23 protein-coding genes are annotated in these 22,482 nt (G+C 61.5%); 8 read left to right on the top strand and 15 right to left on the bottom strand.

The window, feature by feature from the left end; genetic code table 11:
• Positions 1 to 14 precede the first annotated feature (14 nt).
• The 4 genes from cobA to BMY91_RS01235 form a co-directional block, all read right to left on the bottom strand.
• A complete protein-coding gene (gene cobA / locus BMY91_RS01250; RefSeq protein WP_090817240.1) occupies positions 15 to 1,292 on the bottom strand; it encodes a uroporphyrinogen-III C-methyltransferase in 1,278 nt (425 codons plus the stop codon).
• A 91-nt stretch (positions 1,293 to 1,383) separates the two neighbouring features.
• Positions 1,384 to 2,184, bottom strand: coding sequence for a DNA alkylation repair protein (locus tag BMY91_RS01245; RefSeq protein ID WP_217639253.1), 801 nt, complete (start codon positions 2,182 to 2,184; stop codon positions 1,384 to 1,386).
• 15 nt (positions 2,185 to 2,199) lie between these two features.
• The gene (locus tag BMY91_RS01240) at positions 2,200 to 3,111 is read right to left on the bottom strand and encodes a glutaminase (protein ID WP_090817237.1); all 912 of its coding nucleotides are present in this window, start codon (positions 3,109 to 3,111) and stop codon (positions 2,200 to 2,202) included.
• 124 nt (positions 3,112 to 3,235) lie between these two features.
• On the bottom strand, positions 3,236 to 4,279 hold the full coding sequence (locus BMY91_RS01235) for an LLM class flavin-dependent oxidoreductase (protein ID WP_090817234.1): 1,044 nt from the start codon (positions 4,277 to 4,279) through the stop codon (positions 3,236 to 3,238).
• Between the two features lie 269 nt (positions 4,280 to 4,548).
• Here BMY91_RS01235 and BMY91_RS01230 point away from each other — a divergent pair, with 269 nt between their 5' ends.
• From BMY91_RS01230 to BMY91_RS01210, 5 genes are all read left to right on the top strand, one after another.
• Positions 4,549 to 6,342 (top strand): hypothetical protein, encoded by a 1,794-nt coding sequence (locus BMY91_RS01230; RefSeq protein WP_090817232.1) that lies wholly within the window; start codon positions 4,549 to 4,551, stop codon positions 6,340 to 6,342.
• A gap of 2 nt (positions 6,343 to 6,344) precedes the next feature.
• The gene (locus BMY91_RS01225) at positions 6,345 to 6,854 is read left to right on the top strand and encodes a hypothetical protein (RefSeq protein ID WP_090817229.1); all 510 of its coding nucleotides are present in this window, start codon (positions 6,345 to 6,347) and stop codon (positions 6,852 to 6,854) included.
• 185 nt (positions 6,855 to 7,039) lie between these two features.
• Positions 7,040 to 7,489: a hypothetical protein gene (locus BMY91_RS01220; RefSeq protein ID WP_143054027.1), complete on the top strand. Its 450-nt coding sequence runs from the start codon at positions 7,040 to 7,042 to the stop codon at positions 7,487 to 7,489.
• A 106-nt stretch (positions 7,490 to 7,595) separates the two neighbouring features.
• Complete coding sequence (locus BMY91_RS01215; protein WP_090817225.1) at positions 7,596 to 8,135, top strand: hypothetical protein; 540 nt, start codon at positions 7,596 to 7,598, stop codon at positions 8,133 to 8,135.
• Between the two features lie 107 nt (positions 8,136 to 8,242).
• Positions 8,243 to 8,773, top strand: coding sequence for a hypothetical protein (locus BMY91_RS01210; RefSeq protein ID WP_090817222.1), 531 nt, complete (start codon positions 8,243 to 8,245; stop codon positions 8,771 to 8,773).
• A 51-nt stretch (positions 8,774 to 8,824) separates the two neighbouring features.
• On the opposite strand, the gene BMY91_RS01205 is transcribed toward BMY91_RS01210, so the two are convergent.
• Positions 8,825 to 9,382 carry a dihydrofolate reductase family protein gene (locus BMY91_RS01205; RefSeq protein ID WP_090817219.1) on the bottom strand — a complete coding sequence of 186 codons (558 nt, stop codon included), beginning with the start codon at positions 9,380 to 9,382 and terminating at the stop codon, positions 8,825 to 8,827.
• A gap of 693 nt (positions 9,383 to 10,075) precedes the next feature.
• On the opposite strand from BMY91_RS01205, the gene BMY91_RS01200 reads away from it, so the two are divergent.
• A complete protein-coding gene (locus BMY91_RS01200) occupies positions 10,076 to 10,693 on the top strand; it encodes a DUF305 domain-containing protein (protein WP_090817216.1) in 618 nt (205 codons plus the stop codon).
• Positions 10,694 to 10,802: 109 nt separating this feature from the next.
• Here BMY91_RS01200 and BMY91_RS01195 read toward each other — a convergent pair whose 3' ends face one another.
• From BMY91_RS01195 to BMY91_RS01150, 10 genes are all read right to left on the bottom strand, one after another.
• Complete coding sequence (locus BMY91_RS01195) at positions 10,803 to 11,342, bottom strand: hypothetical protein (protein ID WP_143054026.1); 540 nt, start codon at positions 11,340 to 11,342, stop codon at positions 10,803 to 10,805.
• A gap of 96 nt (positions 11,343 to 11,438) precedes the next feature.
• Positions 11,439 to 12,383 carry an ABC transporter permease gene (locus BMY91_RS01190; RefSeq protein WP_090817209.1) on the bottom strand — a complete coding sequence of 315 codons (945 nt, stop codon included), beginning with the start codon at positions 12,381 to 12,383 and terminating at the stop codon, positions 11,439 to 11,441.
• A complete protein-coding gene (locus tag BMY91_RS01185) occupies positions 12,373 to 13,104 on the bottom strand; it encodes an ABC transporter ATP-binding protein (RefSeq protein ID WP_090817206.1) in 732 nt (243 codons plus the stop codon). The genes BMY91_RS01190 and BMY91_RS01185 overlap by 11 nt, the downstream gene beginning before the upstream one ends.
• A 96-nt stretch (positions 13,105 to 13,200) precedes the next feature.
• Positions 13,201 to 14,352, bottom strand: coding sequence for an ABC transporter substrate-binding protein (locus BMY91_RS01180; protein WP_090817203.1), 1,152 nt, complete (start codon positions 14,350 to 14,352; stop codon positions 13,201 to 13,203).
• Between the two features lie 153 nt (positions 14,353 to 14,505).
• On the bottom strand, positions 14,506 to 15,459 hold the full coding sequence (mmuM, locus tag BMY91_RS01175) for a homocysteine S-methyltransferase (protein ID WP_090817200.1): 954 nt from the start codon (positions 15,457 to 15,459) through the stop codon (positions 14,506 to 14,508).
• Positions 15,460 to 15,552: 93 nt separating this feature from the next.
• Positions 15,553 to 16,956, bottom strand: a complete 1,404-nt coding sequence (locus BMY91_RS01170) for a sulfate adenylyltransferase subunit 1 (protein WP_090817197.1) — start codon at positions 16,954 to 16,956, stop codon at positions 15,553 to 15,555.
• Positions 16,957 to 17,916, bottom strand: coding sequence for a sulfate adenylyltransferase subunit CysD (cysD, locus tag BMY91_RS01165; protein WP_090817194.1), 960 nt, complete (start codon positions 17,914 to 17,916; stop codon positions 16,957 to 16,959).
• Positions 17,913 to 18,665, bottom strand: a complete 753-nt coding sequence (locus BMY91_RS01160; protein WP_090817191.1) for a phosphoadenylyl-sulfate reductase — start codon at positions 18,663 to 18,665, stop codon at positions 17,913 to 17,915. Before BMY91_RS01160 ends, cysD begins: the two co-directional genes overlap by 4 nt.
• Positions 18,662 to 20,398: a nitrite/sulfite reductase gene (locus tag BMY91_RS01155; RefSeq protein ID WP_090817188.1), complete on the bottom strand. Its 1,737-nt coding sequence runs from the start codon at positions 20,396 to 20,398 to the stop codon at positions 18,662 to 18,664. The genes BMY91_RS01160 and BMY91_RS01155 overlap by 4 nt, the downstream gene beginning before the upstream one ends.
• A gap of 153 nt (positions 20,399 to 20,551) precedes the next feature.
• Positions 20,552 to 21,319, bottom strand: coding sequence for a sirohydrochlorin chelatase (locus BMY91_RS01150; RefSeq protein ID WP_090817185.1), 768 nt, complete (start codon positions 21,317 to 21,319; stop codon positions 20,552 to 20,554).
• On the opposite strand from BMY91_RS01150, the gene BMY91_RS01145 reads away from it, so the two are divergent.
• Both BMY91_RS01145 and BMY91_RS01140 read left to right on the top strand, forming a co-directional pair.
• Positions 21,320 to 21,991 (top strand): trimeric intracellular cation channel family protein, encoded by a 672-nt coding sequence (locus BMY91_RS01145; RefSeq protein WP_090817182.1) that lies wholly within the window; start codon positions 21,320 to 21,322, stop codon positions 21,989 to 21,991.
• A gap of 13 nt (positions 21,992 to 22,004) precedes the next feature.
• Complete coding sequence (locus BMY91_RS01140) at positions 22,005 to 22,430, top strand: hypothetical protein (protein WP_026546392.1); 426 nt, start codon at positions 22,005 to 22,007, stop codon at positions 22,428 to 22,430.
• Positions 22,431 to 22,482 lie beyond the last annotated feature (52 nt).

Below are 22,482 nucleotides of genomic sequence, written 5' to 3'. Positions count from 1 at the left end.
GTTCCTTCTTCTTCTCAGTTACTGCGGACGCGGGGACGATTTGGGGTAATAGTGCTGTAATCAGCGGTCTTGAAATGCTGCGGTGCAAAGGGGCTGACGCGGACCACATCGCCGATCACGATGACCGCCGGGTTAGCCACGCCGACGGCTTCCGCCTGGTCCGCGATGGTACCCAGAGTGCCGATGGTGACGCGCTGATCCGGCAAATACCCGTTCTCTACGATACCTACTGGCGTGTCCAAAGGCAGACCCGAGCCTGCCAGAGCGGCCGCGGAATCCCGCAATTGCGCTACTCCCATGAGCAACACCACAGTGTGATCGGGGCGTGCGGGGACCTCGGACAGTTCTTCATGGCCGGTCACTACGCTGAAGCCCTTGGCCAGGCCGCGGTGTGTCACGGGAATACCGGCAGCGGCCGGAACCGAGATTGCCGACGTCACGCCGGACACCACTTCAACCTCGACGCCGTTCTGCCGGCAGAATTCTGCTTCCTCGCCGCCGCGCCCCAGGACGTAGGGGTCGCCGCCTTTGAGGCGGACCACGCGGTTGCCCTTCAAGGCTTCGTCCACCAAGATGCGGTTGATCTCCAGCTGAGGAACCGGGTGGTGGCCGGGCGTCTTGCCAACCTCGATCACGCGAACGTCCGGGGCAAGTTCGTTGAGCAACTCACGGGGGCCGAGGCGGTCAGCAACCACGACGTCGGCCTGGCCCAGCAGGCGCCGGCCGCGGACGGTGATGAGTCCCGAGTCGCCAGGACCGCCACCCACGAGGGCCACGGAGCCGGCGGGCGCTGTGCCAGCGACGTCCGGCTTGCGGTGGCGGCGGAGCGGCAGGTCACCTGTTTCCAGGGCGGTTGCCACTGCGTTGCGAAGGGCCATGGCACGGCGCGGGTCTCCCCCTGCGTTAATGGCGATCTTGACGTCGTCCACCACGGCAACGGCGGGTGTCCAGGCGGCTGATGCTTCGTGATCGGAGGCGTTGACGCACCAGATGCGCTGCGCTTCGGCGTCGGCTGCTACCTGGGTGTCCACGGCGGAAGTGCCCGTGGCGGTCTGAGCGAACCAGACGCCGTCGAGGTCTGCCGTGCGGTACTCGCGCTGCTCCAAGGTGAGCAGCCCGGAAGCGGCGAGTGCGTGAAGGTTTTGGGTGGCAACGGGCGCCACGACGGTGACTTTCGCACCGGCGTCGAGCAGTCCCTTGGCGCGGCGCTCCGCAACGGGTCCGCCGCCCACCACCAGCACCGGGCGGCCGAGCAGCCGCAGCGCGGTGGGGTAAATGTCCTGTATTGCCATGAAAAAACTGTAGGGCGGCTCCGTAACATGCTTCAAAGACTCGGAAACACCCGGTAACGCTGGGTAATCCAGCGTCACATATGGAATGGACTCACGTGGGAAAAACCCTGTCTTTCAGGGTCAGGTAGTAGGCCCGCTGCTCCTTGCCCAGATGCTCGATCGCGTAACGAAGCGTGGTCCTCGGCATGGTGGCTGCGTGTTCGTCGAGGAAAGCCAGCAGGCGTTCGCGGCTGCTCCGCCCGGCGTCACGGACCCACCCACCCACGGCTTTTTGGATGAGGTCCTCCTTGTCGTGGAGCAGGATCTCTGCGATGGCGAAGGTGTCGTCCAGCTGGCCTTCACGGATGAACGCCGAGGTGGCGACGATGGCGGTCCGGCGTTCCCACATGTTCTCCGAGTGGGCGAGTTCGTAGAGTGGGTCCCGCGGTTTGTCCATGAGCCAGCCACCCACCACCCGTCCCGCGCCCAGGTCCACGAGGTCCCAGTTGTTGATCCGGTCGTGCCTTCGCAGGTAGAGCTCGTAAAGTTGGCGACGCCGCTCTTCGGTGGTCTTTTTCTTCTGGGCTTGGAGCGACATGATCTTTACGGCGCCCGCGCGGGCCTCATGGATGTCCTGCTCCAGAAGCTTTTCGATGTCCTCCATTGACATGGCAGCGAACTCTTTGCTGAGCGTGAAAACTTCGCCCATGCGCACGCCCATGAAGAAGTCGCCTTCGGCGTAGTCACCTTTGCCGGTCTTGAAATAGCGCTGGTATTTGGCTTGCTCGATGTCTGACTGACGGATTTTCAAACGCTGCAAAAAGCCGACGGCGGTGGGTTGGGTTCCCGGTGCCGGCGCAGCAGGCTTGCGGACCTTGACTGGTTTCGTGGCCTTTCCGTCCTTGGGGGTCATGACACCATCATGCGCTTAAAACACCGACCAGCCAGTACGGGTGGTGAATTCGTCCAGTGCGGCAACACCTGCCACGGAATTCCCGGACCGTCCAAGGCCCGGACTCCACACGCTGATGGAGCACTTGTTGGGAACCACGGCCACGATTCCACCGCCTACTCCACTCTTTCCCGGAAGGCCCACGCGGTAGGCGAATTCGCCCGCGGCATCGTATGTTCCGCAGGTGAGCATGACGGCGTTGATTCTCTTGGTCTGGGCTGGAGACAGCAGCAGGGTTCCGTCCGCGCCCAGACCATTCGAGGCAAGGAAACGGGTGGCGAGCGCCAGGTCTTCACAGGTCATGGCGAGCGCGCATTGCTTTGCGTACGAGTCCAGGACATCCTCGACAGGATTCTCCAGATTGCCGCAGCTTGCCAGGAAGTGGGCCAGCGAGGCATTGCGGTGTCCCTTGCCCAGTTCGGATGAGGCCACAACGTGATCGGTGTCGATGCTCTCCTTGCTGGTCTCCTGGCGCATCAGTTCCCGCACGGCCTTGGCTGCGTCGCCTGTGAGGCTTAGTAGCCGATCCGTCACCACGATTGCGCCGGCGTTGATGAAGGGGTTACGCGGGATGCCCTCTTCGCTTTCCAACTGAACCAAGGAGTTGAAGGGGTTGCCTGAGGGTTCGCGGAAGACGCGCTTCCAAATGTGGTCGCCGTCCGCAGCCAGAACCAATGCAAGGGCGAAGACCTTGGAGATGCTTTGAATGGAGAACTCCACATGGGCGTCCCCTGCCGAGAACACTTCCCCCTCCCGGGTCACCAGCGATATCCCAAACTGGTGAGGATCCACGGCCCCGAGTTGCGGGATGTAGTCGGCTACTTTTCCCTGACCGACGTGGGGTTGAACTGCTCCAACGATGTCCTCGAGGAGGTTCTGGATGTCCATGGGCAACCTTTGCTCTCTGGGTGATTCCTGTCCTCATTGACGGGACTCACAAGTGCTCGCGCGCTCTTGACGCGAGAGCGCACAGCCAGCAACAATACCTGCCTTTCCTCGGCCGTGGGGTCCGTTACTTGGTCGGGGAGGCACTCCAGCCAAAGGCCGGTGCAATGTGCTTGGCCACGTTCCCAAGCAGCTTGGCATTGTAGTCCACTCCCAGTTGGTTAGGCACTGTGAGCAGGACAGTGTCAGCTGCTTGCACGGCTGCGTCCATCGCCAGCTCATCCGCTAGTGAATCCGGCTCGCCAATGTAGCTCTTCCCGAAACGGGACAACGCGCCGTCGAGAATTCCCACCTGGTCCTGGCTGTCCGCTTGGGCGCGGAGCCCGAAGTAGTGGTTGTCGACGTCGTCCACGATGGGGATCACGCTGCGGCTCACGGAGATTCGTGGCTCAAAGTCGTGCCCGGCGGCAGCCCAGGCTTCGCGGAAAAGGCTGATCTGCTCCGCCTGTAGTTGATCGAAGGGCACGCCTGTGTCCTCAGTGAGGAGGGTTGAGCTCATTAGGTTCATCCCCTGCTCAGCAGCCCACACAGCCGTTTTGCGGGTTCCGGCACCCCACCAGATTCTTTGTGCGAGGCCAGGTGATTGGGGCTGGATGGGCAGTAGTCCCGTGGCGCCGCCCGCGTAATGGGGATCTGCCTCGGCTACGCCATGCCCGGCGATGGCTTTGCGGAACAATGCAGTGTGGCGGCGGGCCATGTCGCCGCCGTCCTCACCGTCCTCGGGGACGTAGCCGAAGTTCGCTGCCCCGTTCCGTGCGGGTTCGGGTGAACCACGGCTCACTCCGAGCTGCAACCGCCCATCACTGATGAGGTCCGTGGCTGCTGCTTCCTCGGCCATGTAGAGCGGGTTTTCGTAGCGCATGTCGATGACGCCGGTGCCCATCTCGATACGGCTGGTCCTGGCTGCAATAGCGCTCAGCAGTGGAAAGGGCGATGCTTGCTGCCGGGCGAAGTGGTGCACCCGGAAGAAGGCCCCGTCGATGCCCAGTTCCTCAGCGGCCACAGCGAGTTCTATGCCCTGTTTCAAGGCCTCCCCAGCCGTTGGCACGGGGGAACCCGGGACACGGGCCCAGTGACCGAAGGAGAGGAAACCGATCCGTTTGTTGTGCATGTTCGGGACAACTCCGCGGGGGCCCGGAGAATTCCACGGAGCCCCTCGTCCAGTGCTCAGCACTTTCCGAAAATGATTCAGAATCCGTCGAGCGCATTAGGTATAGTGGAGCCGTCGGCAGTTTATCTATTTGATGGAGTAAAATGAATTTCGACACGGGGGTTGCCGATCGTCTGATCGGTGCATGTCGAGACGCAGCGCGAACACTACAAGATCAAAGCGGTGGACGGGAATCGACCTCAACGGCTGCACTCGCGGAATTTCGGGGCGTGTTCTCTGACTGCTTCCGGGAGAACGTTGCCGCTGAACGGGCGGCCCGGTCCGAGCTGGTCCACATGTTGGAAGATGTTGCCCGTCAGGTCCACGAAGCGAAGGGCGCGGCGGAGGTTGAGCAACGTCGCTTGGACGATGTGACGGAGTGGGCGCTTGCCTCCGGTTGGGCCCGTGCTGGCGGAGGTTTTGCAGTGGATGTGGGGCCGCGCCCGTCGATGAAGGAGACTGACCGTCCGGTGGTGAGCGTGAAGACTGCGCGGCAGGGATTCCGCGTCTGGGCGAGCGGAAGCACTGGTGGGGCGAGTTCCGCTGATCCGGACACCTTGGACTCCGCAGTGTCAACCTTCAGGATCCAGGACGACTCAGACCGAGGCGCGGCCAACAGAGTCAGTGCAGCTGTGTCCGAGTTCGAGGACAAGTGCTCCTGGGTGCACTCTGATCTCGACGCTGTCCGTGGCGGGCTGCGACGGTTCCTGGAAGACAACCATCAGGACGCAGCCCGGCTTTCCGACATCGCGTCGACGTTCCGTGCTGCCGGTGGGAGCGGTGTCCTCGGGCAGATAACGGTATCGAACGGCGTTCTTGTGCTTGCAACGGCGCCGATGACCTTATCGGGCTCGGCGCTGCTGGGCTACTTGTCCACTGCCTCCGAGGCTGACGTGAAGGCATTGGCCACCATACCCGGATGGCAGAAGACCCTGCGAGGCATGGACCCATCGAAAATTGGGGCTTGGTGGGCGGGCATGAACACGGGAGCCCACCTTGCAGCGAACGAGTCCGGGTTCACGCAGGTGCAGGAGCTGCTGCTGGCTGCGGCTCCGGCCATGTTCGGCGCTTTGGACGGGGTGCCCGCACTGGCCCGGGTCCGGGCTAACCAGTTGAACGCGCCAAGATTGCTCCGTGCGGCGGAGAACGACCTGGAAACAGCCCGGAAGTTGTCGGGGATCGGGCAAGCCCACCACGACCCGAACCGAACAAAGATGCTGGAAAATGAGGTGGCCTACCTGAAGCAGGTGGAAGCCGGGGACGTGCAGCTTTACCTTTATGACCGGGACCAGTCCCGGATTGTGCAAATGATCGGCACCCCGGGCCCCGACACACGGCATGTGATCACCTACGTCCCGGGAACGTTCACCGGACTGAACATCTTCTACGAAGGCGGCGTACAGCAGGTCTCGTCATACCTCAATAACAACGTGCCGGGGACGGTGGCTTTCGTCTATAAGGATGGGCGGTTCCCCGGGGAGGAGAACACTGCCGGCGGTCCGAACCTAGCGAGAATCGGTGAGGCGAACGATGAAAAACTCGCACGCACGTCAGGGCAGCAACTGGCATCCTTCGAAGCCGGGATGCGCACTGATCCCTTCCTGAACGGTGCCGAACAAATCGGCATCGGGCACAGCTGGGGCCTGGCAAACGTCGCCAGCTCCGAAGTCGCCGGGGCCCGATACGACAAGGTGGTCTCTCTCGCTGGGGCAGGCATGCTCCCGGACTGGAAACCACAGCCAACCACGCAATATTCGAACCTGTACTACTATGATCTGCTCATCCATGGCCAGGGAGTTACCAACCCCGTCACGAAAAAAGGGGTGGTGTGGGAGGGAAACAATCCGATTCATCACGAAGAGTTCGAACAGCACTACTACCGCGGCCCCCACGACGACCAACTTAGGGCGATCAACACCGTCGAAGAAGGGAACATCCTCATGGAAAACCACAACCTCATTGCCTCCAACATTAAGGACAACCGGGAGGCGCTTCGGGACATGCAAAGCCTGATTAACCGATGAAAATGTCACGCTACACGGCTATCGCCCTATTTTTGGTGACCATCATAAGTCTTTCCGGCTGTACTGGTACGGATATTTCAAGGGAGGAAAATGACTTGGAAACAAACGTGACATGGCAAAGCGCGAAAGCAGATACGCAGAAGACCGCACTCGAGATCGCCGGTCTAATCCCGAAAGACAAAGTCACTTCCGTCCTTCAGAAGGAGACCGGCGTACTCCTGTCGTGCAACAAGACCGCTCACAACTGGAACGGTTGGACAGATATCACGCTGACGGCCGACGCGAATGTGGAAGAAGTTATTAAAGGCCTTGAACTGCACTACAGAGGTGGCAGCTTCGAGGTGACAACTCGAAGGGGAATTGATGGTGACTATCAAGTGCATTTGCTTGGGCCCGCTCCCGGTGAAGGATATCTTATCGGTAGAGGCCTAACCCCAAATGTGATTCGCATTGATTCCGGTTCGCCGTGCTTCACATTGCCCGAGGGCACCTACCCCGGTGGAGATTTTTAGGTCCACATGAACAACCACAACCTCATCGCCTCAATCAACGAGGACAACCTGTAAGTACTCAGAGTCATGCCTGGAATTCTGCCTTGATGAGGGCGCGACACGGCGCCATGGCGTTGTTGTTGGCGGGTGCGCTGGTTCTGGCCGGTTGCGCCGGAAGCCCCGGAGGGACACACATCGAACCACCAGTGACCACCGCAACAAAGACACAGGGTGAACCGACGAAAGCTGAACTGACGTGGCAGGAAGCGAAGGCCAAAGCCCAAGCCATGGAATTGGAGATCGCCGCCCTGATCCCGAAAGGCACGGTTGTCTCGATCGATCAAAAGAAGAAGGGCGTGCTGCTGTCCTGCAACAAGACACAGCACAAGTGGAAGGGCTCCACGACCATCACGGTAGCCGACGGAACCAAAATCAATTTAATCGTGAAGGACATCGAAGCCCACTACCGGGCGAATGGACTCAAGGTGTCAGCCGAAAGGGATATAGACGGAAAGATACTGGTCCAAATCGATCCACCTGCTCCTGGGGAGAATTACCTCGTCGGTGGAGGCGTAAAACCTGATGAGATTTGGATCGATTCGGGTTCTCCATGCTTCACACTGCCCGAGGGCATCTACCCAGGCGGGGATTTCTAGATCCCATGAACAATTACAACCTCATCGCCTCAAACAACGAGGACAACCTGCAAGTACTCAGAGTCATGCCTGGAATTGTGTCTCAATGAGGGCGCGACAAGGAGCCATGGCGTTGTTGCTGTTGGCGGGTTCGATCGGGCTCGCAGGTTGCGCCGGAAACCCAAGCGTGAGTTCGACCGAGTCAACCGTGCCAACTGCCGCTGATACACAAGAGGAACCGATGACCACGGAACTCACTAGGCAGGAAGCTAAAGCAAACACGGAAAAGGAAGCGCTGGAGATAGCGGCTTTGATCCCAAAGGACAAGGTTACTTCCATAGTCCAGAAAGAGACGGGCGTTCTCCTGTCCTGCAGCAAGACAGAACACAACTGGAACGGTTCGACTTCGATCACGCTGGCTGAGGGAAGCGAAGCTGAATCTGTCGTGAAAGAACTTGAGACGGCTGCACGGACACACTTCACGGATCATCGTTTTGAGGTCTCAAGCGACCGGACCATACAAGGCACCTTTCGTGTTGAGATAAGCGATCCGGCCACCTCGGAAATGTATCTCATCAGGGAGGACGATCCCCGCGTCATTCGCATTGCGTCAGGTTCGCCTTGCTTCACAATGCCCGAGGGTACCTATCCTGTTGGGGATTTCTAGATGCTTTTGAGCAACCGTGATCTCGTAGCCTCTAACAGTGAAGACAACGACCATGCGCTCAATGACGTGCCGGGAGTTGTGGCTCGATGAGGGCGCGTCGCGGTGCCATGGCGTCGTTGCTGCTGGTGGGTGCGATGGTTCTGGCAGGCTGTTCCGGAAGCCCCGGAGGGACACATATCGAACCAGCAGCACCCACCGCAGCAGAGACACAGGGTGAACCGATGAATGCTGAACTGACCTGGCAGGAAGCCAAAGCCCACACCCAAGCGATGGAACTGGACCTCGCCGCCCTGATCCCAAAAGATGCTGTTGTCTCAATTGATCAGAAGAAGAAGGGCATGCTTCTGTCGTGCAACAAGACCCAGCACAACTGGAAGGGCTTCACGGCCATCACCGTTGCCGAAGGAACCAAAATCGAGCAGATAGTGAGAGCCATCGAGGCCCACTACCGGGCGAAAGGAACCAAAGTATCCGCCGATAGCAATCCAAACGAAGACTATCGAATTCAGATCGACCCGCCTGCACCTGGGGAGAACTACGTCGTCTCCGAAGGATTGGCCCCAAACCAGATTGACATCGATTCGGGCTCGCCGTGCTTCACATTGCCCGAGGGCACCTACCCCGGTGGAGATTTCTAAAACCGGAGTTCATGGGGATGGCTTGGCGTTGCCATGTTGCCTGCACATTCGTCAGACAGCCCGGCGATAGTGCATCGCCACCGCTCCGTTACTGAGCGGCTCGGCCGAGATCAGCTCAAGGCGCCGGGTGCTGGGCAGTCCGCCTTGGTACAGGGTGGGGCCGTGACCGGTGATCATGGGGTGGATGAGGAATTTGTACTCGTCGATCAAGCCCAGTCGGTCCAGCTCTGTTGCTAGTTTCCCGCTGCCGACAAGCACCCCCTTGGGAGTCCTGTCCTTGAGTTCCCGAACGGCCGCACCCAGTTCGCCGACCAGCTGATGACTATTGGTCCAGGGGAAGTCGCTCCGCGTTGTGGAAACGACGTATTTGGGCATGGTTTCCAGTTCAAGGGCAAACTCAAGCAGCGACGGCGGGGCTTCAACCTCACCATTAGCCACCAAGGGCCAGTAGACCTCCATCATTTCGTAGGTAGTCCGGCCCCAGAGCATGGCGCCGCTCTTATCCAGAAGGCGGGTGAAGTGGGCGTGCGTCTCGTCGTCGGCGATGCCCTCCTGGTGGTCCACGCAACCATCGAGCGTGACGTTGATGCTGAACGTTAAGAGGCCCATTCGACGATTCTAGGCCGCGAGGCGCAAAGGCGCAGCGTAAAGCGGAGGATTGCCCAGGATAAGGAGTGCTGCCAGAAAAAGAATCGCTCATGTATACCCTACCGGGGTATGCTGGAAGCCCTGGAAGTGGACGAAGGTGGTGAAGCATCATGAGCAAGCAGCTGTCCCCTCAAGCTCTTGCCGCCGTCGTCGGGCGGGCGTTGCTTCTACTTCTGGTAACGGCCGTCATTGCGGGCATATTCGGAATGCACATCATCAGCGGTCCGCATGGGGCAGGGGGAACGCATGGGTCTCATGCGGCATCACCCCTAGTGAGCACCTCCTCATCCCACCACGCGCACGGCCCTTCTCATGAGGTGAGCGCTGCCTCGGCTGCCGACGATCGCGGCACGGAGTTTGGAAGCTGCTCCTGCACTCAGGCTGCCAGTTGCATTCCATCCCTCACAACAGCTTCCCTGAGCGCTCCCCCGCCCGGCACGACAGGCGAAGTCACCCCTGCATCGTGGGAACTGCCCACCATTTTTCCGTCCTGGTCCTACCAACCCCACGGTCCTACACCCGGGCAACTCTGCATCAGCCGTACGTGAGCACTGGATGGTCCGGTAACAGCCGGGACCGTACATCCATTCACCATCTGCTGACTACCGGGCGGCTGACTATCACCGCCGCCCGAAATGCAAAGGACTTTTACTCATGAACAGAACTCACTTCACTGTGACCGGAGCGGCTCTCGCAGGTCTGCTTGCCCTGGCTGGTTGTGCTTCCAACTCCGGCTCCGGTTCCATGCCGGGCATGAACCATGGAAGTTCCGGCACTTCCATCAGCCCCTCTGCGAACAGCAGCGACGCCGGGCACAACGCCGCAGACACCATGTTCGCCCAAATGATGATCCCCCATCACTCCCAAGCAGTGGAGATGTCCGACGTCATGCTGGCAAAGGCTGACATCCCGCCCGCAATCACTGCCTTGGCCGTCAAGATCAAAAACGCGCAAGCACCCGAAATCGAGAAGATGACCGGTTGGCTGAACAGCTGGAATGTGCCTGTCATGGGATCTTCCGGGCATGGCGGCCACGGCATGGAGGGCATGCTGAGCGAAGCGGACCTTCAGAAACTCAGGGAAGCCCAAGGCGTGGAAGCCGCCAAGCTCTTCCTGACGCAGATGATCGCGCATCACGAAGGTGCCGTGACCATGGCCAAAGCCGAAGTAGCCCAGGGCAAGAACCTTGAGGCTGTCCAGCTAGGCAAGGACATCGTCACGGCGCAGGAAGCAGAGATTCGGGAAATGCGGGATCTGCTGACGGGACTCTAACCTCACCGTCTGGTGACGCAAAGGCTCGACGGCGGGAGGTCGCCGTCGAGCCCTTGCGCGCCGTCCGGAAGTCGACGTTATGCAACGGTCGACGCTTAGTGCCGAGGGCCTAAATCGTGTCTGGATCAACAACTGTCGTCGGGTATGGCTTGCCCGGATTTTCAGGGGCGATACTGCTGATCTTCCACGCGTCGCCGGTCCTCTCAAGCTCAACGGTTTGGTCGTATACGTACCCCTCGCCGGGGCCTTGCACGCCGTTCACCGGACCGTGTTCCAGCTGTGTCTGCTCCGAGATCTCAACCTTGGCGCCGGTTTGGGTGATGGTGAATTTCTTGATGGTGATCTCCGAGCCGGTGTCCGTCAAAAGGACGCCATAGGGAGCAATCGCGTCCCTGCGTTGGTGGAGTTTTCGGTACTCAAGCTCGATACCCTCAATTGCCGCCGGGACGAAATCCATACTGATCTCATCCTTGGTGGAGGAGAACCCTGTGACAACTTGATGATTTCTACGGTCGATGGCCCGCTCGATAAGAGACTGAACAGCGCCCTTCGCTTCCGCGTCGGGCTGCGGTGCCGGCGCTGCACACGACGTGACGGCAAGCAGTGCAGCTACAGCAACCGACACCAGCATTCTTTGCTGCCTGGTCATGACCTGCCACCCTTAACACGATTCCCGGAATCGCCTCCCCCATATGCAAAGGCTGGTCGAAACGTAGCATCTCGTCCGGTGTGAAACCAGATCCGGTTAGCGCGAGCTGCCCGCCAGCAAACCCCGGCGCTGCAGCAGACGCTTCTCGATCGGCCCGAACACCAGCAGCTCAATCAGGATGCCCACCGCAAGGATCAGCAGGATCGCGGCCATCACGATTGCCATGTCGGACAAGACGCGGCCCTGATCAAGAAGCGAACCGAGCCCGAACCCGATGGTGCCGCCCACGGCAATGATTTCGGCGGCCATGAGTGAGCGCCAGGAGAACGCCCAGCCCTGCTTCAGGCCCCCGATGTAGCCGGGAAGCGCCGCTGGGAGGACAATCTGCAACGCCATTTGGAGCCTGTTCGCACCAAGGACGGTGCCCACGCTGCGATACTGCGGCGGGATCTGGTCCACGCCGGAGATGAGCCCGTTGATGATCGACGGAATGGCGCCCATGAACACCACAAAGTAAACGGTGGCATCGGTGAGGCCGAACCAGATGATGGCTGCGGGAACCCATGCCACGGACGGAAGAACCTGCAGCCCGGAAATGAGCGGACCAAACGCACGGCGCAAGGGTGCTACCTGGGCCAGGATCAAGCCAACCGGCGTTGCGATGACCACCGAGATCAGGAAGCCGATCACACCACGCTGCAGCGAGGTCCACACTGATTCCTGGACCTTGCCTTCACTCCAGAGCAGAACCAGCTGGTTCAGCACATCCAACGGCCCCGGTACTTGGTCGCGACGCTTGAGGCCCAGCGAAACATAGAACTGCCACGCAAGGATGAGAATCACCAATGCGGCGATTGGAAGCAGCACACGCTTCCACTCAATACCGTGCTTGCGGCCCGTGTCAGATTGGAGGTTGTCCAGGCCGGCTTCAAGATCGCGGAGTTCGGAGGCGTTGCCCTTCAGCGACGGCGAGGTGATGTGCTCTTTGGATTCGGTCACGGGAAGCGTCCGCTCTTCGGTGGTGATGGGGTTACTTGGCATGGCGGCGGATCTCCTCGCGAAGACGGCGGGTAATGACGCCGGTCAGCTCCCCGGCTCGACCAGCATCGGTACGGTGTTCCTCGGTGACGTTCCATTCAGCCACCACGCGGCCGGGACGCGAGGACAGGAGCAGCACCCGCTGGCCGAGGCGGACAGCTTCGCGGACGTTGTGGGTCACGAACACGATGGTCCGGCCGGTTTCCTTCCAAATCCGTTCAAGCTCATCATGGAGAAGGTCGCGGGTGATCGCATCGAGGGCAGCAAACGGCTCATCCATCAACAGCAGCTGCCGATCCTGAGCCAAAGAACGAGCCAGGGCAACGCGCTGCCGCATGCCGCCCGAGAGTTCATGCGGACGCTTGTCCCCTGCGCCACCGAGGTGGACAAGCTCCAACAGTTCGGTGGCGCGTTCACGCCGGCTCGCCTTGGTGCTGGTCTTGTCCGCCAACTGCAAAGCCAGCTCGATGTTGCCACGCGCGGTCAGCCACGGGAACAGCGATGCGTCCTGGAACATGAAGGCGGCACCGTCGCTGGGGACTTCAAGGGCGCCCGACGTCGGCTTTTCCAGTCCTGCCATGATGTTCAGCAGGGTGGACTTGCCGCAGCCTGACGCACCGAGGAGGGCAACGAACTCGCCCTGCGCGATGGTGGCGTTGACGTCGTCCAGCACCGGGGCGCCGTCGCCGAAGCGCTTGCCCAGGTTCTCGAGTACGACTGGCATGGTCCCGTCCTTCGTGTTGATTGGTAGAGCTGATATGGCTAAAGGCCGGTCCGCTCCCCCGGTCAACAGGAGGGAAGCGGACCAGCCTGTTACTGCTTAGTCCTGGCCGAGACCGGCAGCGGAGGTCTTCTTGCCCTCCACCTCGTTCAAGGTGCGGAGGTCGAAGATGCCATTGATGTCAGCCTGCTTGGTGGTGCCGGCCTTGACGCCGTCATCCAGCAGCTTCTTGTACGTTCCGGCGAGCGGATCAGTGGTGAACTTGATGTTCTGGAGTGCACGTTCGATCACATTTGCGGGAAGCGGCTTGCCGGCCGTGTCCTTGAGGACAGCGTTGATGGTGGTTGCCTTCTCCTCAGCGGATGCCGAGTTGAGCCAGTTCACGGACTCCACGTGACCCTTGAGGAGCGCCTTCACGGTCTCCGGGTGTTCGGCAGCGAACTTCTTGTTCACGATCAGGATGGTGGTGGTGAAGTCACCGTTTTCCCACAGGTCCTTCTCATCCACCAGCACCTTCGCTCCGGCTTCGAGCACCAGGCGGGAGGCCCACGGCTCAGGCAACCACGCGCCGTCGAGCTTTCCGTCCTGGAAGAGCTTCAGCGACTGGGCGTTTTCGGTGGGGTTGATGTTGACGTCGCCGCTGCCATCGGTGTTGGTCTTGAAGCCCTGATCGCCCAACCAGGCACGGAGTGCCACGTCCTGCGTGCCACCGAGCTGAGGTGAGCTGAGGACCTTGCCCTTGAGGTCGGCTGCGGAGTTGATCTCCGGCTTGACCACCAGTTGGGCGCCGCCCGAAGCAGCACCGGCGATGATGCTGATGGACTCACCGTTGCTCTTGACGAACGAGTTGATGGCGGGGTTGGGGCCGATGTAGGTGGCGTCGATGGCGCCGGCGTTCAAAGCTTCGATCGCGGCGGGGCCTGCGTTGAAGATCTGCGTGCTGAGCTTGGTCTCGCCCAGTTCCTTGGCGATGATGCCCTTGCTGGTACCTACCAGCGCCGGTCCGTGGGTGACGTTACTGAAGTAGCCCAGCTTGAGTTCCGCTGCGGGAGTCGTGGCAGGAGCCGGTGCGGCCTGGTTGTTTTGCGAGACAGCGGAGGCCACTGCTGCGCCTGCTCCGATCAGCAGCACGAGGCCGACGGCCAGGCCGATCTCCAGGGTGCGGCGGCGCTTGGGCTTGGGTGCGGTCTCACCGGCGACGATGCGGGTGGTACCGGAATCGGGTTTCTGTGACTCGGGTGTGTTTGCCATGGGGGGTCCTTATGAAATGTGGGATGCGAGGTGGGGCGAAGATCAGGCCCCGTAACATCGCCCGTGGTGGGCAAGGAAGGACCATTCCGGAGAGGTCATGTGTTCACAGTAGGGACTGTCATATTTCCGCTTCAATCCCGTAGAAACCAAGGTTCATGCAGGGTCACCTGACGTCATATTCGCTGCCAGGCCTTCAATGTCGCGCGGAGTTGTGCGGCAGCACCCACCTATGAGACGGGCTCCTTTACCCCGCCAAACACCGGCGTTGCCGGCCAGGGTCCCGCTCCCCTGAACCCCTTCTGCCGGGCTCCACGTCTTACTCGCAGCATCGTAGATTTCCCCTGAATTGGGATACGCCACCAAGGGCTTTCCGGAGGACCTCTGCAGGGTGCCTAGCGCTTCGGTGACCAGTTCAAGCGGCACACAATTAACCCCGACGGCGGCAACCCGCGCTTCGGCGCGGAGCAGCGCAGCCACATCCGCAATGGGGGTTCCGTCACTGATGTGGCCGCTGTCCCGCAGCGTGAACGTAAACCAGGATTCGACGTCGAACTCCGTCACGAGCGCCAACAGCGCCTCCGCTTCGGCGTACGACGGCAGAGTCTCGCACGCCAGGAAATCCGCACCGGCCTCCACCAACGCGGCTATGCGTGGCCGGTGGAAGTCCCGGAATTCCGCGGCTGAAAGCGTGTAATCGCCCCGATACTCTGAGCCGTCAGCGAGGTAGGCCCCGTAGGGACCCACAGATCCAGCCACCAGCAGGGGGCCATTCGCGGTGCCCTCCGCCAAGGCTTCCTGCCGTGCTTCGTCCGCCAACCGGACGCTCAAAGCCACCAGCTCCAACGACTCATCAACGGACAATCCGCGCTGCGCAAAACCCTGGGGTGTCGCCTGGTAACTGGCCGTGATGGCCACAGAGGCACCGGCGTCGAAGTAGTCGCGGTGGACCTGTTTGATCAGGTGTGGCTGCTCCAGCAGGACCTTGGCCGACCACAACGGATCCTCAAGATCGCAGCCGTGGGCCTCCAGTTCGGTGGCCAAGGCGCCGTCCAGGACCAGGTCCGTGCCCGCGTTGAGGAGTGTGCTGAGGGTGGTGTTCTGTGGCATGCGGCCTTCCAAAAAGAAAACCGCAGCTTGTTCGAATCCCGCCGTACAACGTGAGGAGTCGCGAACAAGCTGCGGTTTTGTGACTACGTGACCCTAGATGACGTAACGTTCGTCTTCGTGGTCGCCCGGGTGGTCCTTCACAAGTCCGGCGGCAAGGGTATTGCCGTCGATGGGGTCGATCACCAGGAAAGCACCGGTGCGGCGGTGGTGCAGGTAGTTTTCCAGCGGCAACGGAGCGGACAGGCGTAATTGTGCGTGGCCGATGTCGTTGAGCTCCAGGTTGGACGCAGGCTCCACGTTGAACGTGGCGAGGTCAAGCTTGCCGGTGACGTTGCGGACCAGTGCCTGGACCGTGCGCGTGCCGTGCTTCACCAGGACCTTCTGGCCTTCACGGAGCGGCTTCGGTGAAAGCCATGCCAGCGACGCGTACAAGTCAGCGGTGCTTTCACGGACCGTTCCGGCAGCGGCAATGGTGTCACCGCGGGCGATGTCGATCTCGTCAGCCAAGCGGACGGCTACCGACTGCGGAGCCGCAGCTTCTTCCAATGACTGGCCAGCGAAGTCGATGCCAATCACCGTGGTGGTGCGAGGCTCATGGCCCGGGCTGATGACGGAGACTTCGTCGCCAACCTTCACTGAGCCTTCGGTGATCTGGCCTGCGTAAGCGCGGTAATCGCGGTACGCCTCCACATCGAGCCCGGCAGCAACAGCATCCGGGGCCAGGGCACCCTGCGGACGGATCACCAGCTGAACCGGGAAGCGGAAGCTCTCCAGTTCGGCCTCAAGTTCGTCAGCAGCGGGGAGGGTTTCGAGGACCTCCAGCAGTGCCGGGCCGGTGTACCAAGGGGTGCGCTCGGAGCGGTCCACCACGTTGTCGCCATCAAGCGCCGAGACCGGAACCACCAGCAGATCAGCCACTCCGTCCGATCCAAGGCCAAGCTCGCGGGCAACCTTCTGCACATCCGCTTCAATGTCGCGGAACACCTGCTCACTGAAGTCCACCAGGTCGATCTTGTTGACCGCCACAATGACGTGGGCAACCCGTAGCAGCTGCAGCACGGACAGGTGCCGTCGTGTCTGCTCCAGCACACCCTTACGGGCGTCAATAAGTACGACGACGGCATCCGCCGTGGACGCGCCGGTCACCGTGTTCTTGGTGTACTGAACGTGGCCGGGGCAGTCCGCCAGGATGAAGCTGCGGCGGTCCGTGGCGAAGTAGCGGTAAGCAACATCGATGGTGATGCCCTGCTCACGCTCGGCACGCAGGCCGTCGGTCAGGAGGGCGAGGTCGATCCCGCCCTTTTCGCCACCGAAGCCGCGGTCCGCAGAGGTGCGGGCAACGGCGTCGAGCGTGTCAGCAAGAATCGCCTTGGAGTCGTGAAGGAGACGGCCCACCAAAGTGGACTTGCCGTCGTCCACCGAACCGGCGGTTGCAAAGCGAAAGAGTGTGGTGGGCAGGGCTGTTTCCAGCCCGGCAGCCAAAGTTTCGGTGCTCATTTAGAAGTAGCCGTCCTTCTTGCGGTCTTCCATGGCTGCCTCGGAGATGCGGTCATCTGCTCGGGTGGCGCCACGTTCGGTCAGGGTGGAGGCAGCGACTTCAACAACGACGTCGGCCACAGTGCGTGCGTCGGACTCGACTGCACCGGTGCAGGACATGTCTCCCACCGTGCGGTAACGGACCAGCTTGGTGATGACTTCCTCGTGCGGCAACGGCTGCGAAACCTCGCCCACTGCCCGCCACATTCCGTCGCGGGCAAAGACCTCGCGGTCGTGGGCGTAGTACAGGCTGGGAAGCTCGATGTTCTCGCGCTCGATGTAGCGCCAGATGTCCAGCTCGGTCCAGTTGCTGATGGGGAACGCACGGACGTGCTGGCCCACGGTGTGGCGGCCGTTGTACAGATTCCACAGTTCGGGGCGCTGGTTGCGCGGGTCCCACTGGCCAAACTCGTCACGGAGGCTCAGGATGCGTTCTTTGGCGCGGGCCTTGTCCTCGTCGCGACGGCCGCCGCCGAACACGGCGTCGAACTTGTTGCGCTGAATCGCGTCCAACAGCGGGACGGTCTGCAGCGGATTGCGGGTGCCGTCGGCACGCTCAGCCAGTTCGCCGCGGTCGATGAACTCCTGGACCGAGCCAACAACCAGCTTCAGGCCAAGGCGCTCAACAGTGCGGTCACGGAAGTCGATGACCTCCGGGAAATTGTGGCCGGTGTCCACGTGGAGGACCGGAAACGGAACCTTGCCCGGCCAGAACGCCTTGGTGGCCAGGTGCAGCATGACCACGGAATCCTTGCCGCCGGAGAACAGCAGTGCAGGCTTCTCGAACTCGGCAACAACCTCGCGGATGATGTGAATGGCTTCGGACTCGAGGGTGTCCAATGAGCTCAGGCGCTCGACCGAGGGGGCGTCGACTGCCGCTGCAACTTTCACCGTGGACTCCTCTGTTGTGTACGTGCTCATGTGTGTAGTCCGCATTCTGTCTTGTCGGATCCTGCCCAGCGGCCGGCGCGGGGGTCTTCACCCGGGGCAACCTTGCGGGTGCAGGGCTGGCAGCCGATGGACGGGTAGCCCTGGCTCAGGAGGGGGTTGACGGGAAGGATGTTGTCCTCGGAGTACTCGATCAGCTGATCGAAGGTCCAGTCCACCATCGGGTTCACCTTGACCAGGCCAAAGCCTTCATCCCAGGTGACCACCGGCGTGTTGGTGCGGGTGGGGCCCTCGTCGCGTCGCACCCCGGTGAACCAGACTTCGTATCCGGTCAGCGAACGGCGCAGCGGCTGCACCTTACGCAGTGCACAGCACTGGGCGGGGTCGCGGGCGAACAAGTCCTTGCCCAGCAAGCGATCCTGTTGTTCCACAGTGGTTTCGGGAAGGACGTCCACCACGTTGACGCGGAGGTTCGCTGCGACTTCGTCGCGCGTCTCGTACGTTTCCTTGAAGTGGTAGCCGGTTTCCAGGAACAAGACGTCGACGCCGGGAAGCTGGTCCGCCACCAAGGCGGGCAGTACGGCGTCGGCCATGGAGCAGGCCACGGTCACGGCAGGCAGCTCGAAGTTACGGGCCACCCAGGCGATGATGTCCCGGGCAGGGGCGTTCCAGCCGAGCTCAGCGGCGCCTTGTTCAGCCAGGGCCTTGAGCTCTTCAGGAGAACGCAGCGCCGGACGCGCTGCCGCGCTGGCGAGGTTGGTGATAGTGACGGGATCTGTCATTGGAGATCTCCTTCATCTGCCGAGTGTGCCCACTCTGCGAAGGTCTGGCCTTCGGCGCCTACGGCGACGAACTTTCGGACCACGCGCTCCACATAATCGGGCAGGTCTTCCACCGTGACCTTGAGGCCGCGGACGGTACGTCCCAAACCGGCTTCCTCGCGCTCGTTGTTCGCCAGCCCGCCACCGAGGTGAACCTGGAAACCCGGGGTGGGGTCGCCGTCGGGCGTTGGCAGCATCATGCCCTTCAGGCCGATATCGGCCGTCTGGATACGTGCGCAGGAGTTCGGGCAACCGTTGATGTGGAGGGACAGTGCCGACGGCAGCTGCTTGGATTCCACGAGGTCGGCCAAGCGGCGCTCCAGCTCAGCGATGGCCGTAGCTGCCGTGACCTTGGTTTCCACGATGGCCAACTTGCAGAACTCGATGCCCGTGCAAGCGATGGTGCCGCGGCGGAACACGGACGGACGGGCGGAAAGGCCCAGGGTGTCCAGTTCGGCGATGAGCGGCTCCACCTGCTCCTTGGCCACGTCCAGGATGACCAGCTTCTGGTGAGGAGTAGTGCGGAGGCGGTAGCTGCCGTGCTTCTCCAACGTGTCAGCCAGCGTCACGAGTGCTTCGCCGGACGTGCGTCCGACAGTGGGGGTGACGCCGATGAAGAACTTGCCGTCCTTCTGCTCGTGAACACCGATGTGGTCGCCGGGAGATGTGGGCTTGGGTGCGGCGGGGCCGTCCGGGAGCTTGAAGCCGAGGTACTCGTCCTCAAGGATCTGGCGGAACTTGGCCGGGCCCCAGTCGTTCATGAGGAACTTCAGGCGGGCCTTGGTGCGCATGCGGCGGTAGCCGTAGTCACGGAAGATGCTGGTAACGCCGAGCCATACTTCAGCTGCCACATCCGCGGAGACGAACACGCCAAGGCGCTCGGCCAGGCGCGGGTTGGTGGACAAGCCGCCGCCAACCCAGAGGTCGTAGCCGGCACCGAGCTCAGGGTGAACCACGCCCACCAGGGCGAAGTCGTTGATCTCGTGCACCACGTCCTGGGACGGGTGGCCCGTGATGGCGGTCTTGTACTTGCGCGGCAGGTTGGCCAGCTCGGGATCGCCGATGAAACGCTCCGCAAGCTCGTGGATGAGCGGCGTGGGATCGATGATCTCGTCCTTGGCGATGCCCGCAACCGGCGAACCGAGGATGACGCGGGGAACGTCACCGCAAGCTTCTGTGGTGGACAGTCCAATGCCTTCAAGGCGGCGCCAGATCTCCGGCACGTCCTCTACGCGGATCCAGTGCAGCTGGATGTTCTGACGGTCCGTCAGGTCAGCCGAGCCGCGGGCGAAGTCCACGGAAATCTGGCCGATGACCCGGAGTTGCTCTGTGGTCAGTGCCCCGCCGTCGATGCGCACGCGCAGCATGAAGTACTTGTCTTCGAGCTCGTGCGGTTCAAGCGTTGCGGTCTTGCCGCCGTCGATCCCGGGCTTGCGCTGGGTGTAGAGGCCCCACCAACGGAAGCGGCCGTGAAGGTCCGTGCCGTCGATCGAATCAAAGCCTTCTTTGGAGTAGACAGACTCAATGCGCTCACGGACATTCAGCCCGTTGTCTTCCTGCTTCCAGGTTTCGTTGGCATTGAGGGGCTCAGTGCCGTCAACCTTCCACTGGCCGTGGGGCTTGGCGGCAGGGCGCGTGCGTGCCGGACGCTTGGCGGTATCAGCCGACGCACCGGCTACAGCTGTATCTGTCATATCTCGACTGTAGGTCTGGCCAGATTTCGCCAGCAAAGGTCCGGAAATGCTAAGTCACCTAGGGAAACATTTCGTCACGAACACGCCATTGGCCTTGTCCGAAGGGCCTGTTTAATGCAGGCCCCTTTGGGCATTTTTCCGCGTGGATAAAGGTTAGGAGAGCCTTTCCAACACTGCGTCGTACCGTTCCAGCGCGATCTCAGCGAGTACCTTCGACGGCAGCAAGGGCGCCGACACAATGTCCGCCCCCGCTTTGGCCAATTGATCATGGAAGTAGCCGGTTGCCAGGAGGTAGGAGGAAATGAACACCCTGCCTGCCTCGCCCTCAGCGGCGAGTTCTGCCCGCAAGGAGGCGACGCCGTCGGGCACTGTCGGCTGGGCACTGGCGCCATAGGCGACGCGCACCTTGTTCGGCAGCAGCTCGGCGAGGAGTCGCGCCTGCTCTTCCGAGTCCACCGAACCGTCCGGAAGGGACGATCCCGCGGCAGCCAGCAGCACGCCGTCGTTCTCCTGCAACCCAGCCGCACGCAGGTGGGTGGCCAACAGCTCAGCCAGCCGCGCGTCCGGACCCAACGGACGGGCAGCAACTACCTCAGAACGGTTCTTTATCGCCTTGGGCACGTCCACCTTGATGTGGAAGCCCGTGGACAGCAACAGCGGTACGACGACGGCGTCCGTCCCCTCAGGCAGGCCCTCCACCACACCGCCCAACTCGGGTTCCTGCACGTCAACATAGGCCTCAACAACGCGCAAACCCGGGCGCAGGGCTTCAATGTCGGCCATGACCTGTCGGATGGCAGCCTGGCCTTCGGCATTGCGGGTTCCGTGGGCGCAGGCAATCAAAACGGGGCTGTTCATGGGAGCTAGCGTAACGTTGAGCCAGCACCCGTTGTTAAGCACCTTAAGAAAGAACCCGTCCACTTGATTTCCTTTGACATTGTTCTTCTTTGGCTTGACCTCATTGGTGTGTTCTTTTTTGCTGTATCAGGCTCGTTGTTGGCAGCCCGGAAGCAGTTCGACGTCGTGGGCTCCATACTCCTCGCGTCCATCGCGGCGCTGGGCGGTGGCGTAATCCGTGACATCGTGATCAACGCCGGTCCCCCTATCGCTTTCACCAACCCCGCGTACCTGGCCCCGCCGTTGCTGGCTGCGCTGCTGGTTTACTACTTGTTCTCCTCAGTGCAGCGCTTCACTTCCCTTTTGACCCTGTTCGACGCCGGCGGGCTGGCCTTGTTCTGCATCACGGGCACGTTGAAGGCAATCGGCGCGGGCATGAATCCGGTGGCCGCGATCCTGCTGGGAGTCACCACAGCCGTGGGCGGAGGCCTGCTCCGTGACATCACCGCCAACGAAATCCCCACCTTGTTCAACAACCGCGACATCTATGCGCTGCCGGCGTTCGCTGGTGCCGGCTTGACCACGTTGTTGTGGAACCTTGGCCTGTTCAACGGGGTTACCGCTTGTGTCATTGCGGGGGTTGTTTTCGCTTTCCGGGTAACCGCGTGGCGGCGCAGTTGGTATGTGCCGTTGGCTGTGCGCGGATGGCATCGCGCAGGTACCGGTGGAGGCGCAATTTCAGGTCTCCGGGATTAGCTAGGATAAGAGCATGACTGACATGTTCCTCGAGAAGTTCCGCGCGCTGGTCCCAAAGTATCTCGAGGATGAATGGCAGGAAGAAGACGGCCTCACGCCGGACGAGCTGGACGACGCGCTGGCCGATCACTCCTTCACCATCCCGCTGGTTTTGCGCGAGTTTTACCTCGCCATCGGCGGCTGCGAGGACCTCATGGAGGCCTACCACTACTTCTGGGATCCCGAGGAACTCGAAGTTGATGACGAAGGCTTCCTCATGTTCCTCGAGGACGAAGAGGAACAGTTCACCTGGGGCTTCCGCACCGCCGATCTCGGCATCCCGGACCCCATCGTCTGGCGCCGCAACAACGCACGCGGCCAGTGGAAGAGCGAAGAAGGCACGTTCTCCGAGTTCGTGTTCGACATGTTCGAGTGGGCATTCAACGACGACGAAGATTAAGTTTCACTTTTCCGCAGCCCCTTCCCGGCCTTCTTGGTCTGGGAGGGGCTGT

Origin of the sequence: Arthrobacter sp. yr096 (genome assembly GCF_900108925.1) — a bacterium.
Classification (GTDB): domain Bacteria; phylum Actinomycetota; class Actinomycetes; order Actinomycetales; family Micrococcaceae; genus Arthrobacter.
Note: the sequence above shows the minus strand (reverse complement) of the source record. Positions and strands in the feature narration are given on the sequence as shown.